At 65.4% G+C, this 21,961-nt stretch carries 19 protein-coding genes; 6 read left to right on the forward strand and 13 right to left on the reverse strand.

What is annotated here, in order from left to right; all coding sequences use genetic code 11:
- The first annotated feature begins 2 nt into the window (after positions 1-2).
- Positions 3-863, forward strand: coding sequence for an alpha/beta hydrolase (locus ACTEK7_RS07285; protein WP_225145858.1), 861 nt, complete (start codon positions 3-5; stop codon positions 861-863).
- A 123-nt stretch (positions 864-986) separates the two neighbouring features.
- On the opposite strand, the gene ACTEK7_RS07290 is transcribed toward ACTEK7_RS07285, so the two are convergent.
- From ACTEK7_RS07290 to ACTEK7_RS07335, 10 genes are all read right to left on the reverse strand, one after another.
- On the reverse strand, positions 987-1,319 hold the full coding sequence (locus tag ACTEK7_RS07290; RefSeq protein WP_463671641.1) for a Rieske (2Fe-2S) protein: 333 nt from the start codon (positions 1,317-1,319) through the stop codon (positions 987-989).
- Entirely contained in the window at positions 1,312-2,016 is a 705-nt protein-coding gene (locus tag ACTEK7_RS07295) for an ABC transporter ATP-binding protein (protein WP_225145860.1), read from the reverse strand. Before ACTEK7_RS07295 ends, ACTEK7_RS07290 begins: the two co-directional genes overlap by 8 nt.
- Positions 2,009-2,791, reverse strand: coding sequence for an ABC transporter ATP-binding protein (locus ACTEK7_RS07300; RefSeq protein ID WP_225125972.1), 783 nt, complete (start codon positions 2,789-2,791; stop codon positions 2,009-2,011). Before ACTEK7_RS07300 ends, ACTEK7_RS07295 begins: the two co-directional genes overlap by 8 nt.
- On the reverse strand, positions 2,791-3,837 hold the full coding sequence (locus tag ACTEK7_RS07305; protein ID WP_225125973.1) for a branched-chain amino acid ABC transporter permease: 1,047 nt from the start codon (positions 3,835-3,837) through the stop codon (positions 2,791-2,793). The genes ACTEK7_RS07300 and ACTEK7_RS07305 overlap by 1 nt, the downstream gene beginning before the upstream one ends.
- Positions 3,834-4,706, reverse strand: coding sequence for a branched-chain amino acid ABC transporter permease (locus tag ACTEK7_RS07310; RefSeq protein WP_225125974.1), 873 nt, complete (start codon positions 4,704-4,706; stop codon positions 3,834-3,836). Before ACTEK7_RS07310 ends, ACTEK7_RS07305 begins: the two co-directional genes overlap by 4 nt.
- Positions 4,707-4,774: 68 nt before the next feature.
- Positions 4,775-5,929, reverse strand: a complete 1,155-nt coding sequence (locus ACTEK7_RS07315; protein ID WP_036004998.1) for an ABC transporter substrate-binding protein — start codon at positions 5,927-5,929, stop codon at positions 4,775-4,777.
- Between the two features lie 76 nt (positions 5,930-6,005).
- Entirely contained in the window at positions 6,006-7,202 is a 1,197-nt protein-coding gene (locus ACTEK7_RS07320) for a xanthine dehydrogenase family Fe-S subunit (RefSeq protein ID WP_225145861.1), read from the reverse strand.
- Positions 7,199-8,035, reverse strand: coding sequence for an FAD binding domain-containing protein (locus tag ACTEK7_RS07325; RefSeq protein ID WP_225145862.1), 837 nt, complete (start codon positions 8,033-8,035; stop codon positions 7,199-7,201). The genes ACTEK7_RS07320 and ACTEK7_RS07325 overlap by 4 nt, the downstream gene beginning before the upstream one ends.
- Positions 8,032-10,323 carry a xanthine dehydrogenase family protein molybdopterin-binding subunit gene (locus ACTEK7_RS07330; RefSeq protein ID WP_249786331.1) on the reverse strand — a complete coding sequence of 764 codons (2,292 nt, stop codon included), beginning with the start codon at positions 10,321-10,323 and terminating at the stop codon, positions 8,032-8,034. Before ACTEK7_RS07330 ends, ACTEK7_RS07325 begins: the two co-directional genes overlap by 4 nt.
- 111 nt (positions 10,324-10,434) lie before the next feature.
- Positions 10,435-11,712, reverse strand: coding sequence for an amidohydrolase/deacetylase family metallohydrolase (locus tag ACTEK7_RS07335; protein ID WP_225145864.1), 1,278 nt, complete (start codon positions 11,710-11,712; stop codon positions 10,435-10,437).
- A gap of 160 nt (positions 11,713-11,872) precedes the next feature.
- Between ACTEK7_RS07335 and ACTEK7_RS07340 the strand changes: the two genes are divergently transcribed.
- Complete coding sequence (locus tag ACTEK7_RS07340; protein WP_225114753.1) at positions 11,873-12,367, forward strand: MarR family winged helix-turn-helix transcriptional regulator; 495 nt, start codon at positions 11,873-11,875, stop codon at positions 12,365-12,367.
- A gap of 263 nt (positions 12,368-12,630) precedes the next feature.
- Positions 12,631-14,049, forward strand: a complete 1,419-nt coding sequence (locus ACTEK7_RS07345; protein ID WP_036005227.1) for a cytosine permease — start codon at positions 12,631-12,633, stop codon at positions 14,047-14,049.
- Between the two features lie 27 nt (positions 14,050-14,076).
- On the opposite strand, the gene treZ is transcribed toward ACTEK7_RS07345, so the two are convergent.
- Positions 14,077-15,888, reverse strand: coding sequence for a malto-oligosyltrehalose trehalohydrolase (gene treZ, locus ACTEK7_RS07350; RefSeq protein ID WP_225145865.1), 1,812 nt, complete (start codon positions 15,886-15,888; stop codon positions 14,077-14,079).
- A 189-nt stretch (positions 15,889-16,077) separates the two neighbouring features.
- Here treZ and ACTEK7_RS07355 point away from each other — a divergent pair, with 189 nt between their 5' ends.
- Entirely contained in the window at positions 16,078-16,311 is a 234-nt protein-coding gene (locus ACTEK7_RS07355) for a DUF3606 domain-containing protein (protein ID WP_036005232.1), read from the forward strand.
- A 20-nt stretch (positions 16,312-16,331) separates the two neighbouring features.
- Positions 16,332-18,569 (forward strand): glycogen debranching protein GlgX, encoded by a 2,238-nt coding sequence (gene glgX, locus ACTEK7_RS07360; protein WP_036023694.1) that lies wholly within the window; start codon positions 16,332-16,334, stop codon positions 18,567-18,569.
- A gap of 21 nt (positions 18,570-18,590) precedes the next feature.
- Here glgX and ACTEK7_RS07365 read toward each other — a convergent pair whose 3' ends face one another.
- Positions 18,591-19,787, reverse strand: a complete 1,197-nt coding sequence (locus ACTEK7_RS07365; protein ID WP_036005022.1) for an NADH-quinone oxidoreductase subunit D — start codon at positions 19,785-19,787, stop codon at positions 18,591-18,593.
- 267 nt (positions 19,788-20,054) lie between these two features.
- Between ACTEK7_RS07365 and ACTEK7_RS07370 the strand changes: the two genes are divergently transcribed.
- Entirely contained in the window at positions 20,055-21,059 is a 1,005-nt protein-coding gene (locus ACTEK7_RS07370) for a patatin-like phospholipase family protein (protein WP_225145866.1), read from the forward strand.
- On the opposite strand, the gene ACTEK7_RS07375 is transcribed toward ACTEK7_RS07370, so the two are convergent.
- On the reverse strand, positions 21,056-21,952 hold the full coding sequence (locus ACTEK7_RS07375) for an SIR2 family NAD-dependent protein deacylase (protein WP_050995899.1): 897 nt from the start codon (positions 21,950-21,952) through the stop codon (positions 21,056-21,058). The two genes, ACTEK7_RS07370 and ACTEK7_RS07375, sit on opposite strands and share 4 nt — an antisense overlap.
- Positions 21,953-21,961 lie beyond the last annotated feature (9 nt).

Consider the following 21,961-nt stretch of genomic DNA (forward strand, 5'->3'; position numbering starts at 1 on the left):
CCATGGTTGAGAACGCTCATTCGACAATTCGACCGCTCGACCCCCGCGACCGGTGGTCCGAGCTGTCTCGGGCGGAACGCAGTGCCGCCTATGACAACAACGCGGCGGTCACGAACAGCCCCGCCCTGATCGCCGAGCGCAACGAAGCCTCAAGCCGGCTGCGGGGCTCGCTCAAGTCCCATCTCGACCTGCCCTACGGCGAGCGGGCGAATAACAAGATCGACCTCTACCCGGCCGCAAAGCCTGATGCGCCCTGCCTGGTGTTCCTGCACGGCGGCTACTGGCAGCGCAACTCGCGCGAGCTGTTCGCCATGCTGGTCGCAGGCGTCGCCGCGCATGGCTGGTCGGTTGCGATTCCCGGCTATTCGCTGGCGCCCGAGGTGTCCCTCACCGACATCGTCGCCGAGATCCCGCGCGCGCTCGACTGGCTCGCGGCGCACGGCGCGTCCTATGGAATTGCCGGCCCGGTCGTGCTGTCGGGCTGGTCCGCCGGCGCCCATCTCGTCGCAATGGCGCAGGATCATCCGCGTGTCCATGCGGGGCTCGCGCTCTCGGGCGTCTACGATCTCGCGCCGATCCGCGATACGGGGCTGAACGATGCGCTGAAGCTGACGGACCAGGAGATCGCCACGCTGTCGCCGTTGCGCCTGCCCGTCACCCAGAAGCGCCTAGACATCGCCTATGGCAGCAGCGAGCTGCCGGCACTCGTCTGCGATTCCATCAATCTCTACGACAGGCGCGTGGCGGCGGGAGCGCCGGGCAAGCTCATCTCGGTCGAAGGCGCCGACCATTTCACCATTCTCGAGGCTCTGCGCCGGCCGGACGGAGTCCTGGTGGAGGCTGCGCGGCGGCTGCTGGACTAAAAGTGCGAAAAACAACCCATGCACAGTAGCGATGTCGTTGTTTGCAAAGGCGAATTGTTTGAGGGTCGATCGACACCACCTTTGCCGCTTTGACTCGTCGGGCAAAACAGGGGCATGATGGCATCATCGCCCCGGCTGCCGCTCCTGCATCTCAATCCAGATTCGCTTGCCCGTGATTCGCGCCGGATAAAGCCGCAGCGGCCGGCTCGGCCATCCTGCACTGATTTCGCCATCGCGCAAATCGAATGATGCTGCATGGCGGGGACAATTGAGGCGCCCGGCCGTCACCCGCCCCAAGGCCAGATCCGCCTGCTCGTGCGGGCACGCCCGTTCGCAGGCGACGACGTCGCCCTCGTTCCAGATCACGAGCAGGTCGCGCCCGGCGACGCGGACGATCGTCTCCGCCTTCAACCGGTCGAGATCGCAGACGGCAATCCACCCGGCGTCGTCACCCACCGAGATAGGCCTTGCGCACATGCTCGTTCGCGATCAGCTCGCTGCCGGCGCCCGATAGCACGATGCGGCCGTTCTCGAGCAGATAGGCGTGGTCGCACATCTCGAGCGCAGCGAAGGCGTTCTGCTCGACCAGCAGCACCGTGGTGCCGGCATCGCGAATGCCGCGGATGATCGCAAAGGTGCGCTCGACGATATTGGGGGCGAGCCCGAGCGACGGCTCGTCGAACATGATCAGGCGCGGCCGCGACATCAGCGCGCGGCCGATCGCAAGCATCTGCTGCTCGCCGCCCGACAGCGTGCCCGCCGCCTGCCGGCGCCGCTCGGCGAGCCGCGGGAATTCCGAGTAGATACGGTCGCGGTCGGCCGCGATCTCGCCCGAACGACGCCGGAGGTAAGCGCCCATATCGAGATTATCCTCGACGCTCATATGCGGAAACACGCGCCGCCCTTCCGGACAATGCGCGATGCCGCTCGCCAGCACGCGCGGCGGCTTCGCGCCGGTGATGTCGATGCCCTCGAACTTCATCTGGCCCGAGCGCGGCGGCACCAGGCCGGAAATCGCGCGCAGCGTCGTGCTCTTGCCGGCGCCGTTGGCTCCGATCAGGGCAACCAGCTGGCCGGCCTTCACGTCGAGCGAGATGCCGCGCAGCGCGGTGACGCCACCGTAGCCGCAGACCATGTCGCGGATCTCAAGCACGTCCTGCTCCATATCCAAGATAGGCTTCGATGACAGCAGGATCGTTGCGGATCACATCGGGCGTCCCTTCGGCGATGATGCGGCCATAGTTGAGCACCACGATGCGATCCGAGACGGTCATCACCATCGGCATGTCGTGCTCGACCAGCAAAATCGTGATGCCGCGGTCGCGGATGCTGCGGATCAGCTCGACGAAACGGTGCGTCTCCGAGGCGTTCATGCCGGAGACGGGCTCGTCGAGCAGCAGCATCGACGGCTCCGCCGCCAGCGCCAGCGCGACACCGACCAAGCGCTGCTCGCCGTAGGAGAGCGAGCCCGCCGCATCGTGGGCGCGGCGTTCGAGCCCGACCCACTCGAGCAGCTCGCTCGCGCGCTGCCGCAGCTTGCGCTCCGAGGCGCGCGCGCCTGGCAGGCCGAGGATGGCGTCGAGCAGCCGGACCCGGCCCTGCCGGTGCAGGCCGATCAGGAGGTTTTCATAGACGGTGTCGTTCGGGAATACGCTGGTGCGCTGGAAGGTGCGGATCAGACCGAGATCGGCGATCTCGTGCGGCTTCAATCCGGCGAGCGCAGTGTTGCGATAGGTGACGCGGCCGGCGCTCGGCGTCAGGAAACCGGTCATGACGTTGAAGGCGGTGGTCTTGCCGGCGCCGTTCGGCCCGATCAGGCTGACGATCTCGCCCTCGCCGACCTCAAAGCTCATGTCGGAGATCGCGACGAGGCCGCCGAAGCGGACGGCGACCTGATCGATGGTCATGGCGATGCTGCGCGCCGTCATCACGCCGGCTCCTTGGCACCGGTTTCACTGAGCGCGACCGGCGCCAGCGCCGTCGTCCCGCTCCGTCGCCGGGTCAACCGCTGCGCCAGCGACGGCACGATGCCGCGCGGCAACACGAACAGGATGGCGATCAGCACGCCGCCATAGGCGATCCACTGCGCTTCCGGCGCCATCACAGGCCGCAGCGCGACCGGCAATAGGCCGAAGATCAGGCCGCCGACGACGGGACCCGCCAGCGAGCCCTTGCCGCCGCTGATGACCATGATCACCATGGTGACGGTGTTGATGAAGGCGAAGACTTCAGGGTCGATGATCCGGATGTAGTGTGCATAGAGACTTCCGGCCGCGCCGGCGATCGCGGCGGAGATCACCGCAGCAATCGTCAGCGTCCTGGTCACGTCGATGCCGACCGAGACGGCGAGCGTTTCGTTCTCCATCAGGCCACGCATGGAGCGGCCGAAATGGGAATGAACGAGGCGTGCGATCAGGAGATAGGCGATGAGCGCAACGACCAGGACGAGATAATAGTTGTGGAATTTCGTGCGCAGTGTCAGCTCGCCAAAGCCGGGCAAGGGCAACGCGATGGACGGGATATTGGTCAGCGCCAATGGACCCTGCGTCAGCTCGACCCAGTTCAGCGCGACCAGCCGGACCACCTCGGCAAAGGAGATCGTCACAATGACGAAATAGGCGCCGCGGACGCGGAACGACAACAGACCGACGAAATAGCCGCACAATCCTGCAATCAGGATCGCCAGCACGAAGCCTACGATCGGCGGCCATGGTGTGTGAACCAGCCGAAAGCCTCCGGGCAGGCCGATGTCGAAACCGAGCGAAGTCAGCGCGCTGACATAGGCGCCGATGCCGAAAAAGGCGATATGACCGAGGCTGAGCTGGCCGGTGAAGCCGAGCAGCAGATTGAGGCTCATCGCGCCGATGACGAAGATGCCGGTCGTGATCAGCGCGTTGAGCAGATAGGGATCGCGCAGCCAGAGCGGCACCGAGGCCAGCGCCGCAACGGCGAGAATGGTGACGATCGTCTTCATCCGACGCGCTCCGCGCGCGCGAACAGGCCGGTCGGCCGGAAGATCAGCACCGCGATGATGATGAGAAAGCCCATGGCATCGCGGTAGCCGGACGAGACGTAGCCGGCGCCGAGCTCCTCGGCCAGCGCCAGGATGAAGCCGCCGATCACCGCGCCCGTGATGTTGCCGAGGCCGCCGAGGATGACGATGGCGAAAGCCTTGACCGCGGCGAGATCGCCCATCTGCGGGAAGATCACGTAGACCGGCCCGAGCAGCGCGCCCGCGGCGGCGGCGAGGCTAGAGCCGATCGCGAAGGTCGAGGTGTAGATCATGTCGACGTTCACGCCCATCAGCGACGCCGTGTCATGGTCCTGGAACGTCGCCCGCATCGCGCGGCCGAGGCTGGTCTTGTTGATGAGCAGATACGTCACCAGGATCAACATGGCCGCCGCGGCGAGCACGAACAGGCGCAGCCATGATACGGAGACCGGCCCCAGCACCAGCGGCGCCTCCGGGAATGGCGTCGCCACCGATTTCGCGACGCCGCCCCAGATCCACAGCGTGCCCGACTGCATCGCGATCCAGGCGCCGATCATCACCAGCATGGTGGTGTCGATGTCGGAGCCGCGCAGCGGACGCAGCAAGGTCAATTCGATGGCCGCACCCAGCAGCCATCCGGCCAGCACGGCCACGGGCAGCGCGAGAAAGAAGTTCAGCCCGATCTGCTGCACCACGATGAACATGATGTAGGCGCCGAACGTGTAGAGCACGCCATGCGTGAAGTTCACGACGTTCATGATGCCGAAGATCAAGGTCAGCCCGATACCCAGCAGCGCATAGGTGCCGCCGAGCACGAGCATGTTGATCAAATGCTGGAGGAATTCGCTCAAGATTGTTCCCGATTAGTCCGTATTCGGCGAGAGCGGTGACGTACCGCCCTCGCCTGCGAACAAGCGCGTCAGAGCGTTTTCATCTCGATCTTGCCGTCGGCGATCTCGATGAGATAGACATTCGGCTGGCTCTGACCGCTTTCCTTGCCCTCGGGGCCCGACTTGCGGAACACGATGTCGCCGTTCAGCCCCTTGATGTTGATGTTCCAGAGCGCCGCCTTGATCGCGGCAGGCTCAGCCTTGCCGGCCTTCTCGATCGCGGCGGCGACGGTGCGGATGCCGTCATAGCCGCGAAAACTCTCGGTGCAGCCGGCGAAGTCGAAGCCGCGCTTCTTCCATTCCGCGATGAAATAGTTGGTGGCTTCCGGGTTCGGCGTCTTGTCCGGGAACCAGGGCAGGAAGGTCGTCAGATGCATGGTGCCGTTGGCGGCCGCTCCCGCCTGGGCGATGATCTGGTCCGGGTTCTGCGAGCCGCCGGTGGTGATGATGCGCTTCTTCAGGCCAAGCGCGGCGGCCTGCTTGAAGATCAGCGTGAGCTGGTCGACGGCGGTGGTGACGATGACGGTCTCGGAGTCCGAGCTCTTGATCTTGGACAGCTGCGCGCTCATGTCCTGCGCGCCCTGGTCCATGGTCTCGACCAGGCCGATGCCGATGCCCTTCTCCTTCATCATCTTGCTGAAATCCTCGGCGGTGCCGCGGCCCCAGTCGTTGTTGATGACAAGGAAGTCGACCTTTTTCAGCGCGAGCTTGTCGACGATGTTCTTGAACGCGGCCGCCTCGATCGCGGAGGGCGGCGAGATGCGGAAGATGAAGGGATTGCCCGTCGTCGTGATCTTGCCGGAGGACGAGGTCTCCACCACCATCGGCGTCTCGTATTCCATCAGCTTCGGCATCACCGCGAGCGTCAGGCTCGAGCCCCAGGCGCCCATCAGGACCGGCACCTTGTCGCTGGTGATGAGCTTCTCGGCGACGGCGGCGGCCTCCGTCGGGTTGCTCTTGTTGTCCTCGATGACGAGCTCGATCTTCTTGCCGAGGATGCCGCCCTTGGCGTTGATCTCGTCGGCGGCGATCTTCGCACCATTGACGACGTAAGTGCCTGAGGCCGCGAACGCGCCGGTGAGCGGCTCGTTGACGCCGATCTTGATGGTCTGCGCCCCCGCGGCGCCGCCGAACAAGGCCGTCGCCAACGCGATTGCCGGAACCAGTCCGAGTGTTCGTGTCATGTTTGTCTCTCCAAATCCCACGCTGTTGATGTCAGGGCAGTCCAGGCTTCGTCACTCCGCGGCGCCGGTTCGCCGATCATTCCGCGCCACCTCTTCCGAAGGTGCGGCGAAATATTTGCGCGAGACGGGCTCGCAAGACGTCCGATGCAATCGACCAGAAGCTGAGCTCCGCCGGACCTGCCTGCCCCGACGAGGCGCCGGACATGTGGCGGTCGAGATTGGCGGCGAACTCCGCAACGAGACGTTTTGCAAGGTCTCGCACGAGGCCGGGACGACCGACCTGAGCCAGCATTCCCGTGAGCGTGTAGCCGATCGACAGTTCGACCGCGGTCGCCGCGCCGCCTTCCAGTGGCAGCAGGCGGTAACGGATCTCGCCCTGCGTCGCCGAATGGCTGCGCTGGTCGGTGCCGATGCCGACGATGCGCCCCGAGAGTGTCGCGGGATCCCGCTCGACGCGCGCGGCCCCCTCGAAGCTTGCTGCGATCGGACCGAGCCTGACGCGGATCGATCCTTCGACGCGCTCCGGCTTTGGCGTCGACGACAGCGATACGCCAGGGAGGCAGGCGGCGATGCCTGCGATGTCCTCGAACATCGCGAACACCTTTGCCGGCGGATACGGCAACGTGAAGCGCTGATCGAGCACGGTTGCCGGCGTGAAGTCGGGGATGCTGCTTGGGGTGGCACTTTCCAGTGCCGGAGCTGGCGCGTGCCGCGCAGGCCGCAACTCGTTCCGGGCGGTTGCCGCTCGCCCCGAGCCGGCAGGACCAAGGACGGTCCGACCCCCATCCGCCATCGGCGCGACGTTGCGCGCGCGCCTTGCCTCGATCACGGACTGCACCGCGCGCACAATGCCGACATAGCCGGTGCAGCGGCAGAGATTGCCGCTGAGGCCAATGCGAATCTGGCGCTCGTCGGCGTCGGGCAGACGCAGCACCAGGTCGCGCGCCGAGACCAGCATGCCGGGCGTGCAATAGCCGCATTGCAGGGCATGCTCGCGGGTGAAGGCAGCGCGCAGCTCGGTCGTGATCTCGTCCTCGTCGAGGCCTTCGATCGTGGTGACATCGGCGCCCTCGCAGGCCGCCGCATAGGTGATGCAGGAGCGCGCCGGCACGCCGTCGAGCAGCACAGTGCAGGCGCCGCAGACCCCATGCTCGCAGCCGAGATGCGTGCCGGTGAGATCGAGCCTGTCGCGGACGAAATCGGCAAGGCTGGTGCGCGGCTCGGCGTGCAGCTCCACCGCGCGGCGATTGACCTGAAGCGCGATCGTGGTCATGCCGCGGCCTCCAGAACGGCGCGCTTCAGCACGCTGACATGGATGTGGCGCTGCGCGGCATCGTCGATGCCGGCGCTTGCGAGCAGGGCATCGGCGGCACGGACATCGAAGCGCTGCTTGTAGTCGGCGGCAATCCGGCCGCCGAACAGCTCGGCGGCATCGGTGATGACGATCGGCGTCGTATCGATGGCACCGATCACGATACGCGCCGAGGCGGCAGCGGGATCGACCAATATCGCACCGATGGCATGGGCGAATTCGCCGGTCTTGCGGCAGCTCTTGGCATAACCCCAATGCGCTGTCGCCGATCGCGCCGGCACGTGGACCGCCTCGACGATCTCGCCGGCATGCAGCGCAGATTCCAGCGCACCGACCACAAACGCTTCGACCGCCATCGATCGCACACCGGCAAGACTGCGCAATGTCACGCGCGCACCCAGGGCCGCCAGCGCCGAGATCCAGTCCGCGGCGGGATCGGCATGGCTGAGCGAGCCGCCGATCGTGCCGCGATTGCGGACCGCGCGATAGGCGATGTTGGCAGCGACAGCCCGCATGGCGCCGCGGGTCACGTCGGCCGTGCGGCCGTCCTCGATATCGGCATGGGTGACGAGGGCGCCCAGCACGAGCTCGTCGCCGGAGACCTCTGCGCGCTTGAGCTCGGCAAGGCCGGAAATGTCAATAACCAGCTCCGGCTGCACCAGCCGCAGATTGAGCATCGGGCCGAGCGATTGGCCGCCGGCGATGATCTTCGCCGATCCGCCGCTTGCGGCCAGCATCGAGAGAGCCGCATCGAGATCGCGCGGGCGCTCGTAAGCAAAGGGCGCCGGTTTCATGCCGCGCTCCTCTCAGCCGCACGCGCGGCCAGCACCGCCGCGACGATGCGATGCGGCGTGATCGGCGACTGCATCAGCTCGACGCCGAGCGGGCGCAGCGCGTCGTTGACGGCATTGGCGATTGCGGCGGGCGGTGCGATGGCGCCGCCCTCGCCGATGCCTTTCACCCCGAACTGAGTATAGGGCGACGGCGTCTCCATATGATCGAGGCGCGCGGCCGGGACCTCGGTCGGACCGGGCAACAGGTAATCCGCGAGCGTCGTCGCCAGCGGCTGGCCGGAGGCATCGAACGGCATTTCCTCGTAGAGCGCGGTGCCGATGCCTTGCGCGAGGCCGCCATAGATCTGGCCGTCGACGACGAGCGGATTGACCAGCACGCCGCCGTCCTCGACGATCACATAGTCGAGGATCTCGACCTCGCCGATATCAGGATCGACCGCGACCACGGCTGCATGCGCGGCATAGCTGAAGGTGCCGCTGTCGCGCACGGGCTTGTAGCCTTGGGTGACCTCGAGCCCGCCCGGATCGACGTCTGGCGGCAAATCCTGCGGGCGGCGGTACCAGGTGTGGGCGATCGCCTTCAGGCTGACGCTGCCGTTGACGCCGCGCACCTCGCCGTTCTGCAATACCACGGAGGCCGGATCGTGCTGCAAAAGTTTCGCGCCGATGCGGCGCGCACGTTCGCCGAGCTCGCGGCAGGCGGTCGCGACCGCACCACCCGCCATCACCATCGAGCGCGAGCCCCAGGTGCCGGTCGAATACGGCGTCATCGCGGTGTCGCCGAGGACGATGCGGATGTTTGCGACATCCACGCCGAGGATTTCGTGCGCGACCTGGGCGAGCGTCGTCTCCATGCCCTGCCCGTGCGAGTGCACGCCGACACGCAGTTCAAGGCCACCGTCCGGCGTCAGGCGCGCCGAGGCCTGCTCATGGCCCGGCACCATCGGGATACCCCAGCCGGAATAGACCGAGGTGCCGTGCGCGGCCTGCTCGCAATAGATGGAGATGCCGACGCCGATGCGGCGGCCGTCGGCCTCGCCCTGCTTTTGCCTGGCGCGGATGGCGTCGATGTCGATGGCTGCGAGTGCGCGGCGCATCGCTTCCGGATAATCGCCGCTGTCGAAATGCTTCTTGGTGATGTTGTCGAACGGCATCTGTTCAGGGCGCACCAGATTGCGCAGCCGCACCTCGCCGGGCTCTAGGCCGGCTTCCGCCGCCACGAGGTCGAGCATCAATTCCAGCGCAAAGCAGACGCCGGTGCGCGCGACGCCGCGATAGGGCAGGATCGGGCATTTGTTGGTGGCGACCGAGAAGGTGCGGCAGCGATAGGCCGGCATCTTGTAGGGACCGGGCAGGATGCTGGCGACCTGCGCGGCCTCCAGGCAGGCCGAGAACGGATAGGACGAGTAGGCGCCGGAATCGACCGTCGCTTCACAGTCGATGCCGCGCAGCGTGCCGTCACGGTCAGCATAGACCGTGATTTTGTAATGATGTTCGCGGCAATTGGAGCTGGCGACGAGATGCTCGCGCCGGTCTTCGAGCCAGCGCACGGGATGGCCGCAACGCATCGTCAGCCAGGACAGGCAGACCTCTTCGGGCAACAAAATTCCCTTGTGACCGAAACCACCGCCGACGTCGGGCGAGATGACGCGGATCTGGCCCTCCTCCATGTCGAGGCATTCGGCGAGGCCGCTGCGCGTGATGTGCGGCATCTGCGCCGCCGAATGCAGTGTGAGCTGATCGAGCCTCTCGTCGAAGGTCGCGACCACGCCGCGGCCTTCCAGCGGCGACATGCATTGCCGCGCCGTCGAGATCTCGCGCGTCACCTTGATCGGCGCATCGAGCGCGGCGGAGATGTCGACCTCGTAATTGGTCTCCAGGAAGACGTTGTCGCCCCAATGCTCGTGCACCAGCGCCGAGCCGGGCTCGCGCGCCTTCAGCATGTCATGGATCGCCGGCAGCTCCTCCAGATCGAGCGTCACGGAGGCCGCGATGTCCTCGGCCTCGGCGCGGGTCGGCGCGAGGCACATCGCGACGAGCTCACCGACCTGGCGCACCTTACCGGTGGCGAGCACCGGCTGCTCCGAGATCTTGAAGCCCGGCAGGCCCGACACCGCACGGATCGGCTTGATGCCGACGAGATCGGTCGCCGTGAACACGCTGCCGCGATGGCGTTCGGGCACATGGATGCCGCGGATGCGCGCATGCGCCAGCGGGCTGCGCACGAAGGCGACGTCCTGAAGGCCGGCGAGCCTGACGTCTCCGACATATTGGCCGCGGCCGCGCATCAGGCGGTCGTCTTCCTTGCGCGGCAGCCGTGCGCCTACGCCCTGCCCCGTCTTTCCGTCCGGAAATTCTCGCTCGTTGCGCAACTTCGCGTTCTCCTCCACCGCCCGGCCTTATGCCGCGACGGCCTGCGGCAGGATCGGCGCGACCGCATCGAAGCGGGTGCCGGCGCGCAGGCAGAAGGCTGGCTGCAGCAGGCGCTCGGCAATCACCTCGTTGTTCTCGTTGTCCTTCAGGACGAAGCGGCCGTTTCTCTCCGTGAGCACGGAGACGTCGGCGTCCATGCCGATCTTGAGCGCGCCGATCTCGTGGCTGCGGCCAAGCATTCTTGCGGGATTGGCGGTGACCATCGGCACCACCTGCTCCAGCGACAGGCCGAGCGCCATCATCGAGCTCATCGCCTGGACCAGGCTGAACTTGGCCTGACCGGCAAAGGGATGGTTCTCATCGTCCTCGTGCTGGTCGGGCGTTCCGGCCGGCGCGGGCACATGGGTGTTGTAGCCGTGGATGTCGGCGCCGAGCGTGGTCGGAATGATTCCGGCGGCGATCGCCTTCTTCGCGAGCCGATAGGAGAAATGGCTGCCGTGGCCGACATCGACCTTGAGGCCGCGGTCGAGCGCGGCCTGGATCACCGGATGCACCTCGCCCTCGCGATTGACGAAGCCGCCGGGATGGCGCGTGAAGGGATGAGCGAGGATGTCGCCCTCGCGCAAGAGCGGGATCACGCGGGTGAGGATGGTGTCGGCGTCCTCGCCATTGGCGCCGCTCTCGGGCAGGCCCCAGAGCTGGCCGAAATGCACATAGACCGGCAGGTCGGCGCGCTTGCCGATCTCGGCCGCCATCTCGATGACACGAATGCCCCAGCGCGCGAAGCCGCCGATCTCCGCGTGAGCCTTGATGCCGCGCACGAGATCGAGATTGGCAGTTGCCGCCTTGACGGTCGCATCGATGTCGACGCCGTCGGGGCTGTAGAGCTGCGGATAGAAATGGCCCTCGAGGCCGCCGACGAGATAGGCGGAGATAAAGGCATAGACGCGCGAGGCCGAGGCTTCCGCGATGAAATGGCGGAAACCCGGCAGCGTCATGCAGGACGGACCGCCCTGGTCGACCAGCGTGGTCACGCCGGACTGCACCCCGACCATGTCGGGGTTCATGCCGAAACGGCCGGAGACATATTGATAGACGTGCGCGTGGGTGTCGATCAGCCCGGGCAGCACGAGCTTGCCGCTGACATCGGCGACCTCCTTCGCGCTGGTCGGCAGAATGTCGGATGCGACCGCCGCGATCTTGCCATTGCGCATGGCGACGTCCTTGAGGCCATCGACGCCGGAGGCCGGACAGATCACGCGGCCACCCCGGAGCAGAAGATCGAAGCTGGCAGTGACGGACATGGCGCTCTCCTCTTCTTGCGAGGGGCGACGGCTTCGTCCCTCGAATTACGAAGCATGCTTCGCATTTTGACAAAAGCAAGCATCGTGCCATGATCCCGATGTGGCAGGCGCACTCGAATCGAGCTAAGCGCGGCAGGGTTTCGGCTTGGGAGTGTGTGCATTGCGGCAAGCGAAGACACGTCGCGGCGGGACGCGGCACCGCCCCTGGCCCTTGTCGGAACGGCCCGGCTATCTGATCCGCCGGCTGCACCAGATTCACGTCGCGCTGTTTCAGGAAGCCTGCGGCGAATTCGAGGTCACGCCGCTGCAATACAGCCTGCTCTCGGCGCTGGCGGTGCGAGAAACCGCCGATCAGACCACTTTGGCGGCCGATATCGCGCTCGATCGCACTACGACGACCGGTGCATTGAAGCGTCTCGCGGCGCGCAACCTTGTCGAGCGCGCGGTGAACAAGGACGATCGGCGCGCGCGATTGTGCCGCCTGACGCCGGCCGGCGCCGCGCTGCTGGTTAAAATCGAGGGCGCGGCACGGCGGGCGCATCGCGCAACGCTCGGTGATTTGAGCCAGCGGGAACAGGCGCTCTTCATCGAGATGATGCAGCGCATCGTGGCCGGCCATCCCAGTCGCGACAGCGCCGCTGCCCTATTCGACTAGAGGCGAGTGCTGCGCTTTTGAGTTGGGCTGCTTAATTTATCATCGTACCGCTGCCCGGCCGTGCATCGAGCGCCACTATCCGGCGGGTCCGGTGTGCCGCGGCAGGCCGGCGCGTCGGCATGCCCCGCGCTCGAAAACGCAGTCCCATCCGAGGCGAGCCCCACTGCGTCCGACATCGAAACGCGCCCGGCCCGGCCGCTCCGCAACCCATGGCACGATTTATGCTGCGATGATGCGAAGCGTGCTTCGTATTGGGGGATACCATGACGGATTCCGAACTTCGCGCTGATATTCACAGCATCGAGCCAATTCCCGACGCGGACCGGGACTCCAGCGGGCCGCAGCAGATGTGGATCTGGGCCGGCGCCAACGTCGCGCCGGTGAACTGGGCGCTCGGCGCGCTCGGCATCATCCTCAAGCTCGGCCTGATGGAGACAATCGCGGTCATCGTGCTCGGCAACATCGTGGGCTGCGCGATCTTCGCGACCTTCACGGTGATGGGACACAAGACCGGCGTCAACCAGATGGTGCTGAGCCGGTCCGCCTTCGGCGTCCGCGGCGCCTACCTGCCGAGCATCCTGATGTTCCTGATGACGCTGGGCTGGATCGGCGTGAACACCTATTTCCCGGTCAAGGTCTCGATGGGCATCCTCGGCCAGTTCGGCGTGCCCGACACCTGGCTGGTCGAGATGATCGTCATCACGCTGGTGATGGCGGTGCAGGTGATGATCGGCGTCTACGGCTTCTACGCGATCCGCACCTTCGAGAAGTACACGGTGCCGCCGACCATCGCCATCATGGTGCTGATGAGCGTGCTGGCCTGGACGCGGCCCGGCGTCGTCAACTGGAACCTGACCACCTCGCTGCCGCCCGGCGCGCATCTGGCGATGCTGACGATGCTGATGACCGCAATCGGCGTCGGCTGGGGGATTTCCTGGGTCACCTGGGCCTCCGACTATTCGCGCTTCGTGCCGCGCTCCACGCCGTCGAAAGCCGTGTTCTGGTACAGCTATGTCGGCATGTTCGTGCCGACGGTCTGGCTCGGCATTCTCGGCGCGACCATTGCCTCGACGACGCTGGACACCGATCCCGCCAAGATGGTCAGCGCGGTGTTCGGCGGTCCCGTCAGCATCCTTGTCCTCCTGATGGTGCTGCACGGCCCGATCGCTACCAACATCCTCAACGTCTATTCGGCGGCGCTGGCGGCCCTGAGCGCGGGGCTGAAACTCTCGCGCTTCTGGCTCACCGTCATCGTCGGCGTCGCCGGCTATCTGGTCACCCTCTACTTCATCTTCGCGCCGTCCTTCGCGAAGGCGTTCGACCATTGGATGATCAGCCTGCTGTTGTGGATGAGCCCGTGGGCCGGCGTGGTGCTCGCCGACTTCTACATCAAGCGCAAAGGCAAGATCGAGGTGGCCGAGCTCTACCGCTCGCCGGAGAGCAGCGCCTATGGCGACATCAACTGGGCCGGCATGATCGCGTTCTTCGCCGGCCTCGTTGCCGGATGGCTGGTGCAGGACGGCCTCGTCAGCGCGCTGCAGGGGCCGATCTCGATCTATCTGCTCGGCGGTGCCGATCTGAGCTGGTTGTTCGGAATCGGCGTGGCGGGCCTCGTCTACCTCGGGCTCGGCAAGTTCGCGACCTCGCCCACACCGGCCGTCGCGAGCCGTGCCGGCAGCTAGCCTGAGAGCGCTGAACCTCGTCTGTCGTCAGCGCTTGCGGCCAAGCCTCACGATCATGTCGCCGGGCCCAAGTGCTCCGGCGACATGAGGGCGCAATCGCCACAGGCTCTCGCCGTCGACCAGCGAGGGCATCGGCAGTTCGTGGTCGGCGAGATTGGCGACAATCTGCAGAACGTCGCCCTGCTCGGTCTGCCAGCGCACATCCACGCCGCCCATGCTGGGATCCGCGCCGAGCAATTGTCGCTGCGCCGAAACGAACCCGCGTTTGATCAGCGGCACGATCTTCTCGCGCCGGATCGTCAACAACTGCGTCGTCAGTGCTCGGAACCTGGTGCCGGAAGGCGATTGCTCGATGCTGGTCCAGTCCAGCTTGGAGGCGCGGAAGGTTCTTTCGTCGCACGGGTCCGGGATTCCGGCGCGCGTTTCGGGCGTCGCGAACGCCTTGAAGTGTGAAAACTCCTTGCGGCGGCCTTCCCGTGTCAGTTCGGCGGCTTCGCCCGACCAGTCGGCGAAGAACAGGAAGGGCGTTTCGGCTGCCGCTTCCTCGCCCATGAACAGCATTGGAATATGCGGGCTGAGCAGAACCAGTGCGAGGGCCAGCTCCAGCTTGTCCGGACCGACCAACCGCGACAGCCGCTCCCCGAAAGCGCGGTTGCCGACCTGGTCGTGGTTCTGGGCGAAGAAGATGGTCGCTTCGGGCGGCAGATGAGCGCTCGGCTCGCCGCGCGGCGCCTGGTGCAGGGGAAACACCTCGCCCTGATAGGCAAAGCCCTCGGTGAGGGATCGCGCCAAATGCTCGAGCGGCTTGTCCGCAAACGCCCGGTAATAACCTTCGTCCTCGCCCGTGAGCAGGACGTGGAGCGCATTGTGGAAGTCGTCGCCCCATTGCGCATCGTAGTACGTCGCTCGTCCCTGCGAACGCGCGAGCAGGTGCGCCTGATTGGCTTCGTTCTCCAGCATCAGATGGATGCGCCGGCCCGCCAGCTGGCTGCGCAGGGTCTCGGCGAGCTCGACCAGGAAATGACGTTTCGAGTCGTCCTTCAGTGCATGAACGGCATCGAAGCGCAGGCCGTCGAACCCATAATCGCGCAGCCACATCAGGGCATTCTCGATCAGAAACCCGCGCACGAACGCGCCGTCGGCTCCTTCGAGGTTGACGGCGGGCCCCCACCCGGTGGTGTGGCGCGGGTTGAAGAAGTTCTCCGCATAGAGATGCAGATAGTTCAGCTGCGGCCCGAAATGGTTATAGACGACGTCGAGATAGACCATGAGGTCAAGGGCATGCGCCGCGCGCAGCAGCCGCTTGAGATCCTCCGGCCGGCCATAGCGGGCATTCGGCGCGTTCAGGAGCACGCCGTCATAGCCCCAATTGTGCCGCCCGGGGACGTCGTTGAGCGGCATCAGCTCGATGGCGGTGATGCCGAGATCGCGAAGATAAGGCAGCTTCTTCTCGACGCCGGCATAGGTCCCCTCCTCGCTGAACGTGCCGACATGCAGCTCGTAGATCACGGCTTCCGCCCAGGGACGGCCCGGATAGAGCACCGGGTCCCTCAACGCGGCCATGTCGACCACCTCGCTCGGCGCGCCGACGTCGTCCGGCTGGAAGCACGAGGCGGGATCGGGCACGACGAGGTCTTGGTTAATCCTGAACTGATAGCGCGTGCCGGCGCGCGCAGTTTGGCTCAATAGCTGATACCAGCCGTCCGCATCGCGCGGCATCTTGCGTGGCGGCTGGCCGATTTCGAGCAGCTCGACCGATCGCGCCGTCGGCGCCCACAGGTTGAACGAGACCCCATGATCGACGATCTGAGGACCATGGCGCCGATTTTGCTCGGCCATTCCCAGCCTCTGATTCAAGCCCGTCCCCTTTCGCCGCATGCCCACTTCGGCATGCAATTGCGCACGTCAGGGCGACAAAGCGGAGCGGTGTGCGTTCGTTCCTGCACGGCGCCGACGCCGGACATTTGCAGCGCAACGGGAACGGAATCAGCAGCGCGACGGTTACCATCCCAGACAGGAGCCGTGGCCATGCGCCGCCCGAAGCCGCAACTGATCCGCAACAAGCTCGACCTGACCGACCGCGCCCAGGTGCGCCTCGTCAAGAAACGGCTCGGACTTTCGGACGCTGAGCTGATCGCGATCGTCGGGCGGATCGGCAACTCCATTCCGGCCATCAGCAAGGAGGCGGCTCTGCAAAAAGCCAACGCGCCGTCCAAGCCGGCCGACGTGGAGCCCACCGCCGCGACTGCGCCGACATCCTGACGGGCAACTCGGGGGCAGAGATGGACCAGCCAGCACATTCAGACGACGCCCTGACGCGGACGGCCTCACGCCTGCGCCGCACCCGGATCACCGAAGGCAGACCTTTCCCGCTCGGCGCCACCTGGGATGGCCTCGGCGTCAATTTCGCGCTGTTCTCCGCCCACGCCAACAAGGTCGAGCTCTGCCTGTTCGACGATGCCGGCGAAACGGAACTCGAGCGCATCGAGCTGCCCGAATTTACCGACGAGGTCTGGCACGGCTATCTGCCCTCCGCCCGGCCCGGCACTGTCTACGGCTATCGCGTCCACGGCCCTTACGAACCCGACGCCGGCCACCGCTTCAACCCCAACAAGCTCGTGCTCGATCCCTACGCCAGGCAGCTGGTTGGCCAGCTCCGCTGGGGGCCGGAGCTGTTCGGCTACCAACTCGATCACGCCGACAAGGACCTGTCATTCGACGAACGCGACAGCGCGCCCTTGATGCAAAAATGCCGCGTCATCGATCCCGCCTTCACCTGGGGCGTGGCGCGCAAGCCGGAAGTGCCGTGGGAGCGCACGATCGTCTACGAGATGCACGTCAAGGGCTTCACCCAGCTGCATCCGCTGGTGCCGGAAGCCGATCGCGGCACGTTCTCGGGCCTGGCACATTCGGAAATCCCGGCTTACTTGCGCTCGCTCGGCATCACCAGCGCCGAGCTGCTGCCGATCCATGCGTTCGTCGACGACAGCTATCTGGTCGAGAAAGGCCTGCGCAATTACTGGGGCTACAATTCCATCGCCTTCTTCGCTCCTGATCCGCGCTACCTGAAGGCGACGTCTGCGAACGAATTCAAGGCCATGGTCAACCAGTTTCACGCGCATGGCATCGAGGTCATTCTCGACGTCGTCTACAATCATACCGCCGAAGGCAACGAGCTCGGCCCGACCCTGTCGTTCAAGGGCATCGACAATGCCAGCTATTACCGCCTGCTGCCGGACAAGAAACGCTACTACATCAACGACACCGGCACCGGAAACACCGTCAATCTCTCGCATCAGCGTGTGCTGCAACTCGTCGCTGATTCCTTGCGCTACTGGGCGACAGAGATGCGGGTCGACGGCTTCCGTTTCGATCTCGCCACCATCCTGGCGCGCGAGCCCTATGGCTTCGATGAAGGCGGCGGCTTTCTCGACGCCTGCCGCCAAGATCCCGTGCTCTCCAGCGTCAAGCTGATCGCGGAACCCTGGGATATCGGGCCCGGTGGCTATCAGGTCGGTCAGTTTCCGCCGGGCTGGGCCGAGTGGAACGACAAGTTCAGGGACACGGTGCGCGCCTTCTGGAAGGGCGATCCGGGCACGCTGGCCGACGTCGCCAAGCGCGTTTCGGGCTCCGGCGACCTCTTCAACAAGCGCGGACGCCGGCCCTGGGCCAGCGTCAATTTCGTCACCGCGCATGACGGCTTCAACCTCAACGATCTCGTCTCCTACAACGACAAGCACAACGAGGCGAATGGCGAGGACAATCGCGACGGTCACGACAACAACCATTCCTGGAATTGCGGCGTCGAAGGGCCGACCAACGACGCCGAGATCACCGCCTTGCGCGAGCGCCAGAAGCGGAATCTGCTGGCAACGATGCTGCTGTCCCACGGTACGCCGATGCTGCTCGCGGGCGACGAGTTCGGGCACACCCAGAACGGCAATAACAATGCTTACGCCCAGGACAACGAGACCACCTGGCTCAATTGGATGGGCATCACCGCGAACGGCCGCAGCCTGCGCGAGTTCGTGCGCAAGCTGATCGCCACCCGCAAGGCGTTTCCGATCCTCTACCGCAGCCGCTTCCTGGTCGGCTCGCACAACGAGGAGCTCGACGTCAAGGACGTCACCTGGCTCTCGCCGTCCGGCGAGGAGATGACGACGGAGCAATGGCAGGACGGCAATGCGAAGTGCTTCGGCATGCTGCTCGACGGCCGCGCGCAGGAGACCGGGATCAAGCGCCGCGGCTCGGATGCGACCATGCTGCTGGTCTACAACGCGCACCACGACGTCGTGAATTTCACCCTGCCGGAGGTCACCGACGGACGCAGCTGGCTCGGCCTGATCGACACCAATCGGCCCGACGCGCCGATGGCCGAGTTCGAGTTCGGGCATGCTTACGCGGTGACCGCGCGCTCGCTCGTGGTGTTCGGCCTTGCCAACGACAGCATCGCGACGCGGCGCCTCCGCCAAGGCCTCGGCGCGCTGCTGGACATCGCCGACACGCCTCTGCCCGAGTAGGTGCGTGCCGGCCGTTCACGATCAGCGATCGACTTCGCCGAACACGATGTCCAGCGAGCCCAGGATCGCCGAGACGTCCGCCAGCAAATGCCCTTTGCAGAGGAAATCCATCGCTTGCAGATGGGCGAAGCCGGGCGACCTGATCTTGCACTTGTAGGCGGTGTTGGTCCCATCCGCGACGAGAAACACGCCGAATTCGCCCTTAGGCGCCTCGACGGCGACGTAGATTTCGCCGGGGGGAACATGGAAGCCCTCGGTGTAGAGCTTGAAGTGATGGATCAGCGCCTCCATCGACCGCTTCATCTCACCGCGCCGGGGCGGCGCGACCTTGTTGTCCTGCACGATCACCGGGCCGCCGCCGTCCGGCGACTTCAGCTTCTCGATGCACTGCTTCATGATGCGGACGGACTGCCTCATCTCCTCCATGCGAATGAGATAACGGTCGTAGCAGTCTCCGTTCTTGCCGATGGGGATGTCGAAATCCATCTCCGCATAGCAGTCGTAAGGCTGCGCCTTGCGCAAATCCCAGGCGGCGCCCGAGCCGCGCACCATCACGCCCGAAAATCCCCACGCCCAGGCCTGCTCCAGCGTCACCCTGCCGATATCCACGTTGCGCGCCCTGAAGATCCGGTTGAGCGTTAGCAAGCGGTCGAGATCATCCACGACTTTCAGAAACGGATCACACCAGGCCTCGATGTCGTCGATCAGCTTGGGCGGCAGATCCTGGTGCACGCCGCCCGGCCGGAAATAATTGGCATGCATCCGGCTGCCGGAGGCGCGCTCGTAGAACACCATGAGCTTCTCGCGCTCTTCGAAGCCCCACAGCGGCGGGGTCAAGGCGCCGACGTCCATGGCCTGGGTGGTGACGTTCAGAAGGTGCGAGAGGATGCGGCTGATCTCGTGATAGAGCACCCTGATGAGCTGGCCGCGGCGCGGCACCTCAATGCCGATCAGCCGTTCGATGGCGAGGCAGAAGGCATGTTCCTGGGTCAGCGGAGCAACGTAGTCGAGCCGGTCGAAATAGGGAATGGCCTGGAGATAGGTCTTGGCCTCGATCAGCTTTTCGGTGCCGCGGTGCAGAAGGCCGATATGCGGATCGACGCGCTCGACGACTTCGCCGTCCAGCTCGAGCACCAGCCGCAACACCCCGTGCGCGGCAGGATGTTGAGGACCGAAGTTGATGGTGAAGTTTCTGAGGCTCGGAGATTGTTCTGGCATCCCGCTTCCGGTCGGAGCTGTCGCAGCCGTCACCTTAGCCGCGATCTGCAGCGACCGGCTTCACACAGGTTAACGGCTCGCCGCAAAGGGCGGCCATGCGTGCCGTTTGAGCCTTTGGAACACGGCATCAAGAGCCGCGTTCAATTGTCGACATTGGAGCTTTGAGATGAATGTCGATTGCTCGCCGCCGCTCTCGCGATCAATCTTCGCTATTGCGGGAGATACCGGTGATCGGCGCGACCACCCGACCGGCAATTGGCGCCCGTCTTGACCGACCGTGCAGCTGAGCCTGGCGGCACCGCCGAGCGTCCTCTCACCGCCATCACGTTCTCCGGCGGGCTCGGCCTCGGCGCCTATCATGGCGGTGTGTTTGAAGCCCTCAGTTCGCTTCGGCTGCCGATCGACTGGGTGACCGGTTCGTCGGCCGGGGCCATCACGGCCGCGCTGATCGCGGGGAGCCCGTGCGACGATCGGCTGCGCAATTTACGCAGCTATTGGCATGCCCCAAGCAGTCCAGCCGACGTGCCGAACGCCGGCCGCCATACTTCTGCGTGGCTGAGCTCGATCAGTACGCGCGTGCTGGGTCATTCCGGTTTCTTCCACCCCCGCCTCCCCATTCCGGCGTCTCACTACGGCGGCATCTACGATCTCGGCCCGACCCGCCAACGCCTGCAGCGCTTGATTGATTTCGGACGTCTGAATGGCGGCGATCTGCGCATCACGATCTGCGCCACCGATGTCGAGAGCGGCGATGCCGTGTTGTTCGACTCCGCATCGGAGCGGATCGAAATGGACCATATCCTGGCCAGCTGCGGCTTTCTCCCCGAATTCGCTCCGGTGCAGATCGCCGGCCGCTGGCTCGTCGACGGCGGGTTCTCGCTGAACGCGCCGTTCGATCCGATCCTGGAGACTGCAGGCCCGCTCCGCCTCTATGTGATCGATCTGTTTCCGCGCGACGGCAAAGTCCCCGATGGGCTCGAGGCCGCCTCCGAGCGCAAGAGCGACCTGACCTTCGGCAACCAGACCTTCCAGCGCCTCGGCTACGCTCTGGAGGCCCGTCAGCTCCGCGCCGAGCTTCAGGACCTCCACTACAAGGACGAGGTCTATCTCCTGAGCTACCGGCCGGGCCGCGAGGAGGCCGGGCCGGAAAAATCCTTTGATCTGTCGGAGACGGCCATGGCGCAGCGCTGGCGCGCCGGCTTTCTGGATATGCAATATGCCGCAAGCCTCACTCTAGCCCCGAACGAGATCTGCAGCGTGCGGCGGCCCTAGCGATGTCTCTCGGTGTCGGGACCCGAGCTAGGCGCTGTCCTGCCGTCAAGCCGCTCGCGAATGTCGTGCAGCAGCCGCCTGAGACCGTCATCGGCAGCCATACCCTCGGGCGGGGCGATGGTGGTGATGCCCCAGTTGGCGAGCACCGCCTCCTGCACCGGATTGCGCTGCGCGACGAATACGAAGGATCGCGGCCGGTCCTGGCTGTGCCCGGACTCGTCCCAGATCTGCCAGATCCGGTGCAGCAGCAGCCGGATGTTCGGATCGGACATGCTGTATCCGACGAAGAGCAGCGTGCTTCCCAGCGCATCGGCGCGAAAGCGGATATCGAGCGGGGAATTGAAGGCGAGCCGGTTGAGAAAATCGGTCTCGGTCAGAACCAGCGAAGCATCGTCATCGAAGTCGCCGTGGAATTTGATGATGTGGGTGACGCCGGCGCGAGCGCTCGCGATCTCCTTCGCGTTGCTGATCTTCGCAAAGGGCTTGTTCAGCACGTCGAACGCGGTTTCGAGGTTGCGGTCGTAATTAGTGGTGTAGATGACCGGAAAATCCAGCTCGACGATCATCCGGTGCAGCTCTGAAGCGGCGATCTTCTCGGGGTCGACACGCCAATTGCGGTCGAGCCAGCTGCGCAGCGGGCCGATCCCGCCGCGCTTGATCCGATAATATTCCGCAAGCATCTGATAGCCGCCATGCATTCCGTCGATGACGTTGCGTTCGAGGCCCAGATCGTCCAAGAGATGATCAATCAGGGACTGCCAGGACGGCAGGCCGACGGCCATCGAGACACCGGCGCCCACGAACAAGACGGCGCGGCGTCGCTCGATCGCCGCTGCCAGGATGTCGTGAGGCGGTCGCTCCTCCGATATGAGCCCCGTGGTTTGTTGGTCCATCAAGCTTGA

This window comes from Bradyrhizobium sp. JHI2711 (genome assembly GCF_056156565.1).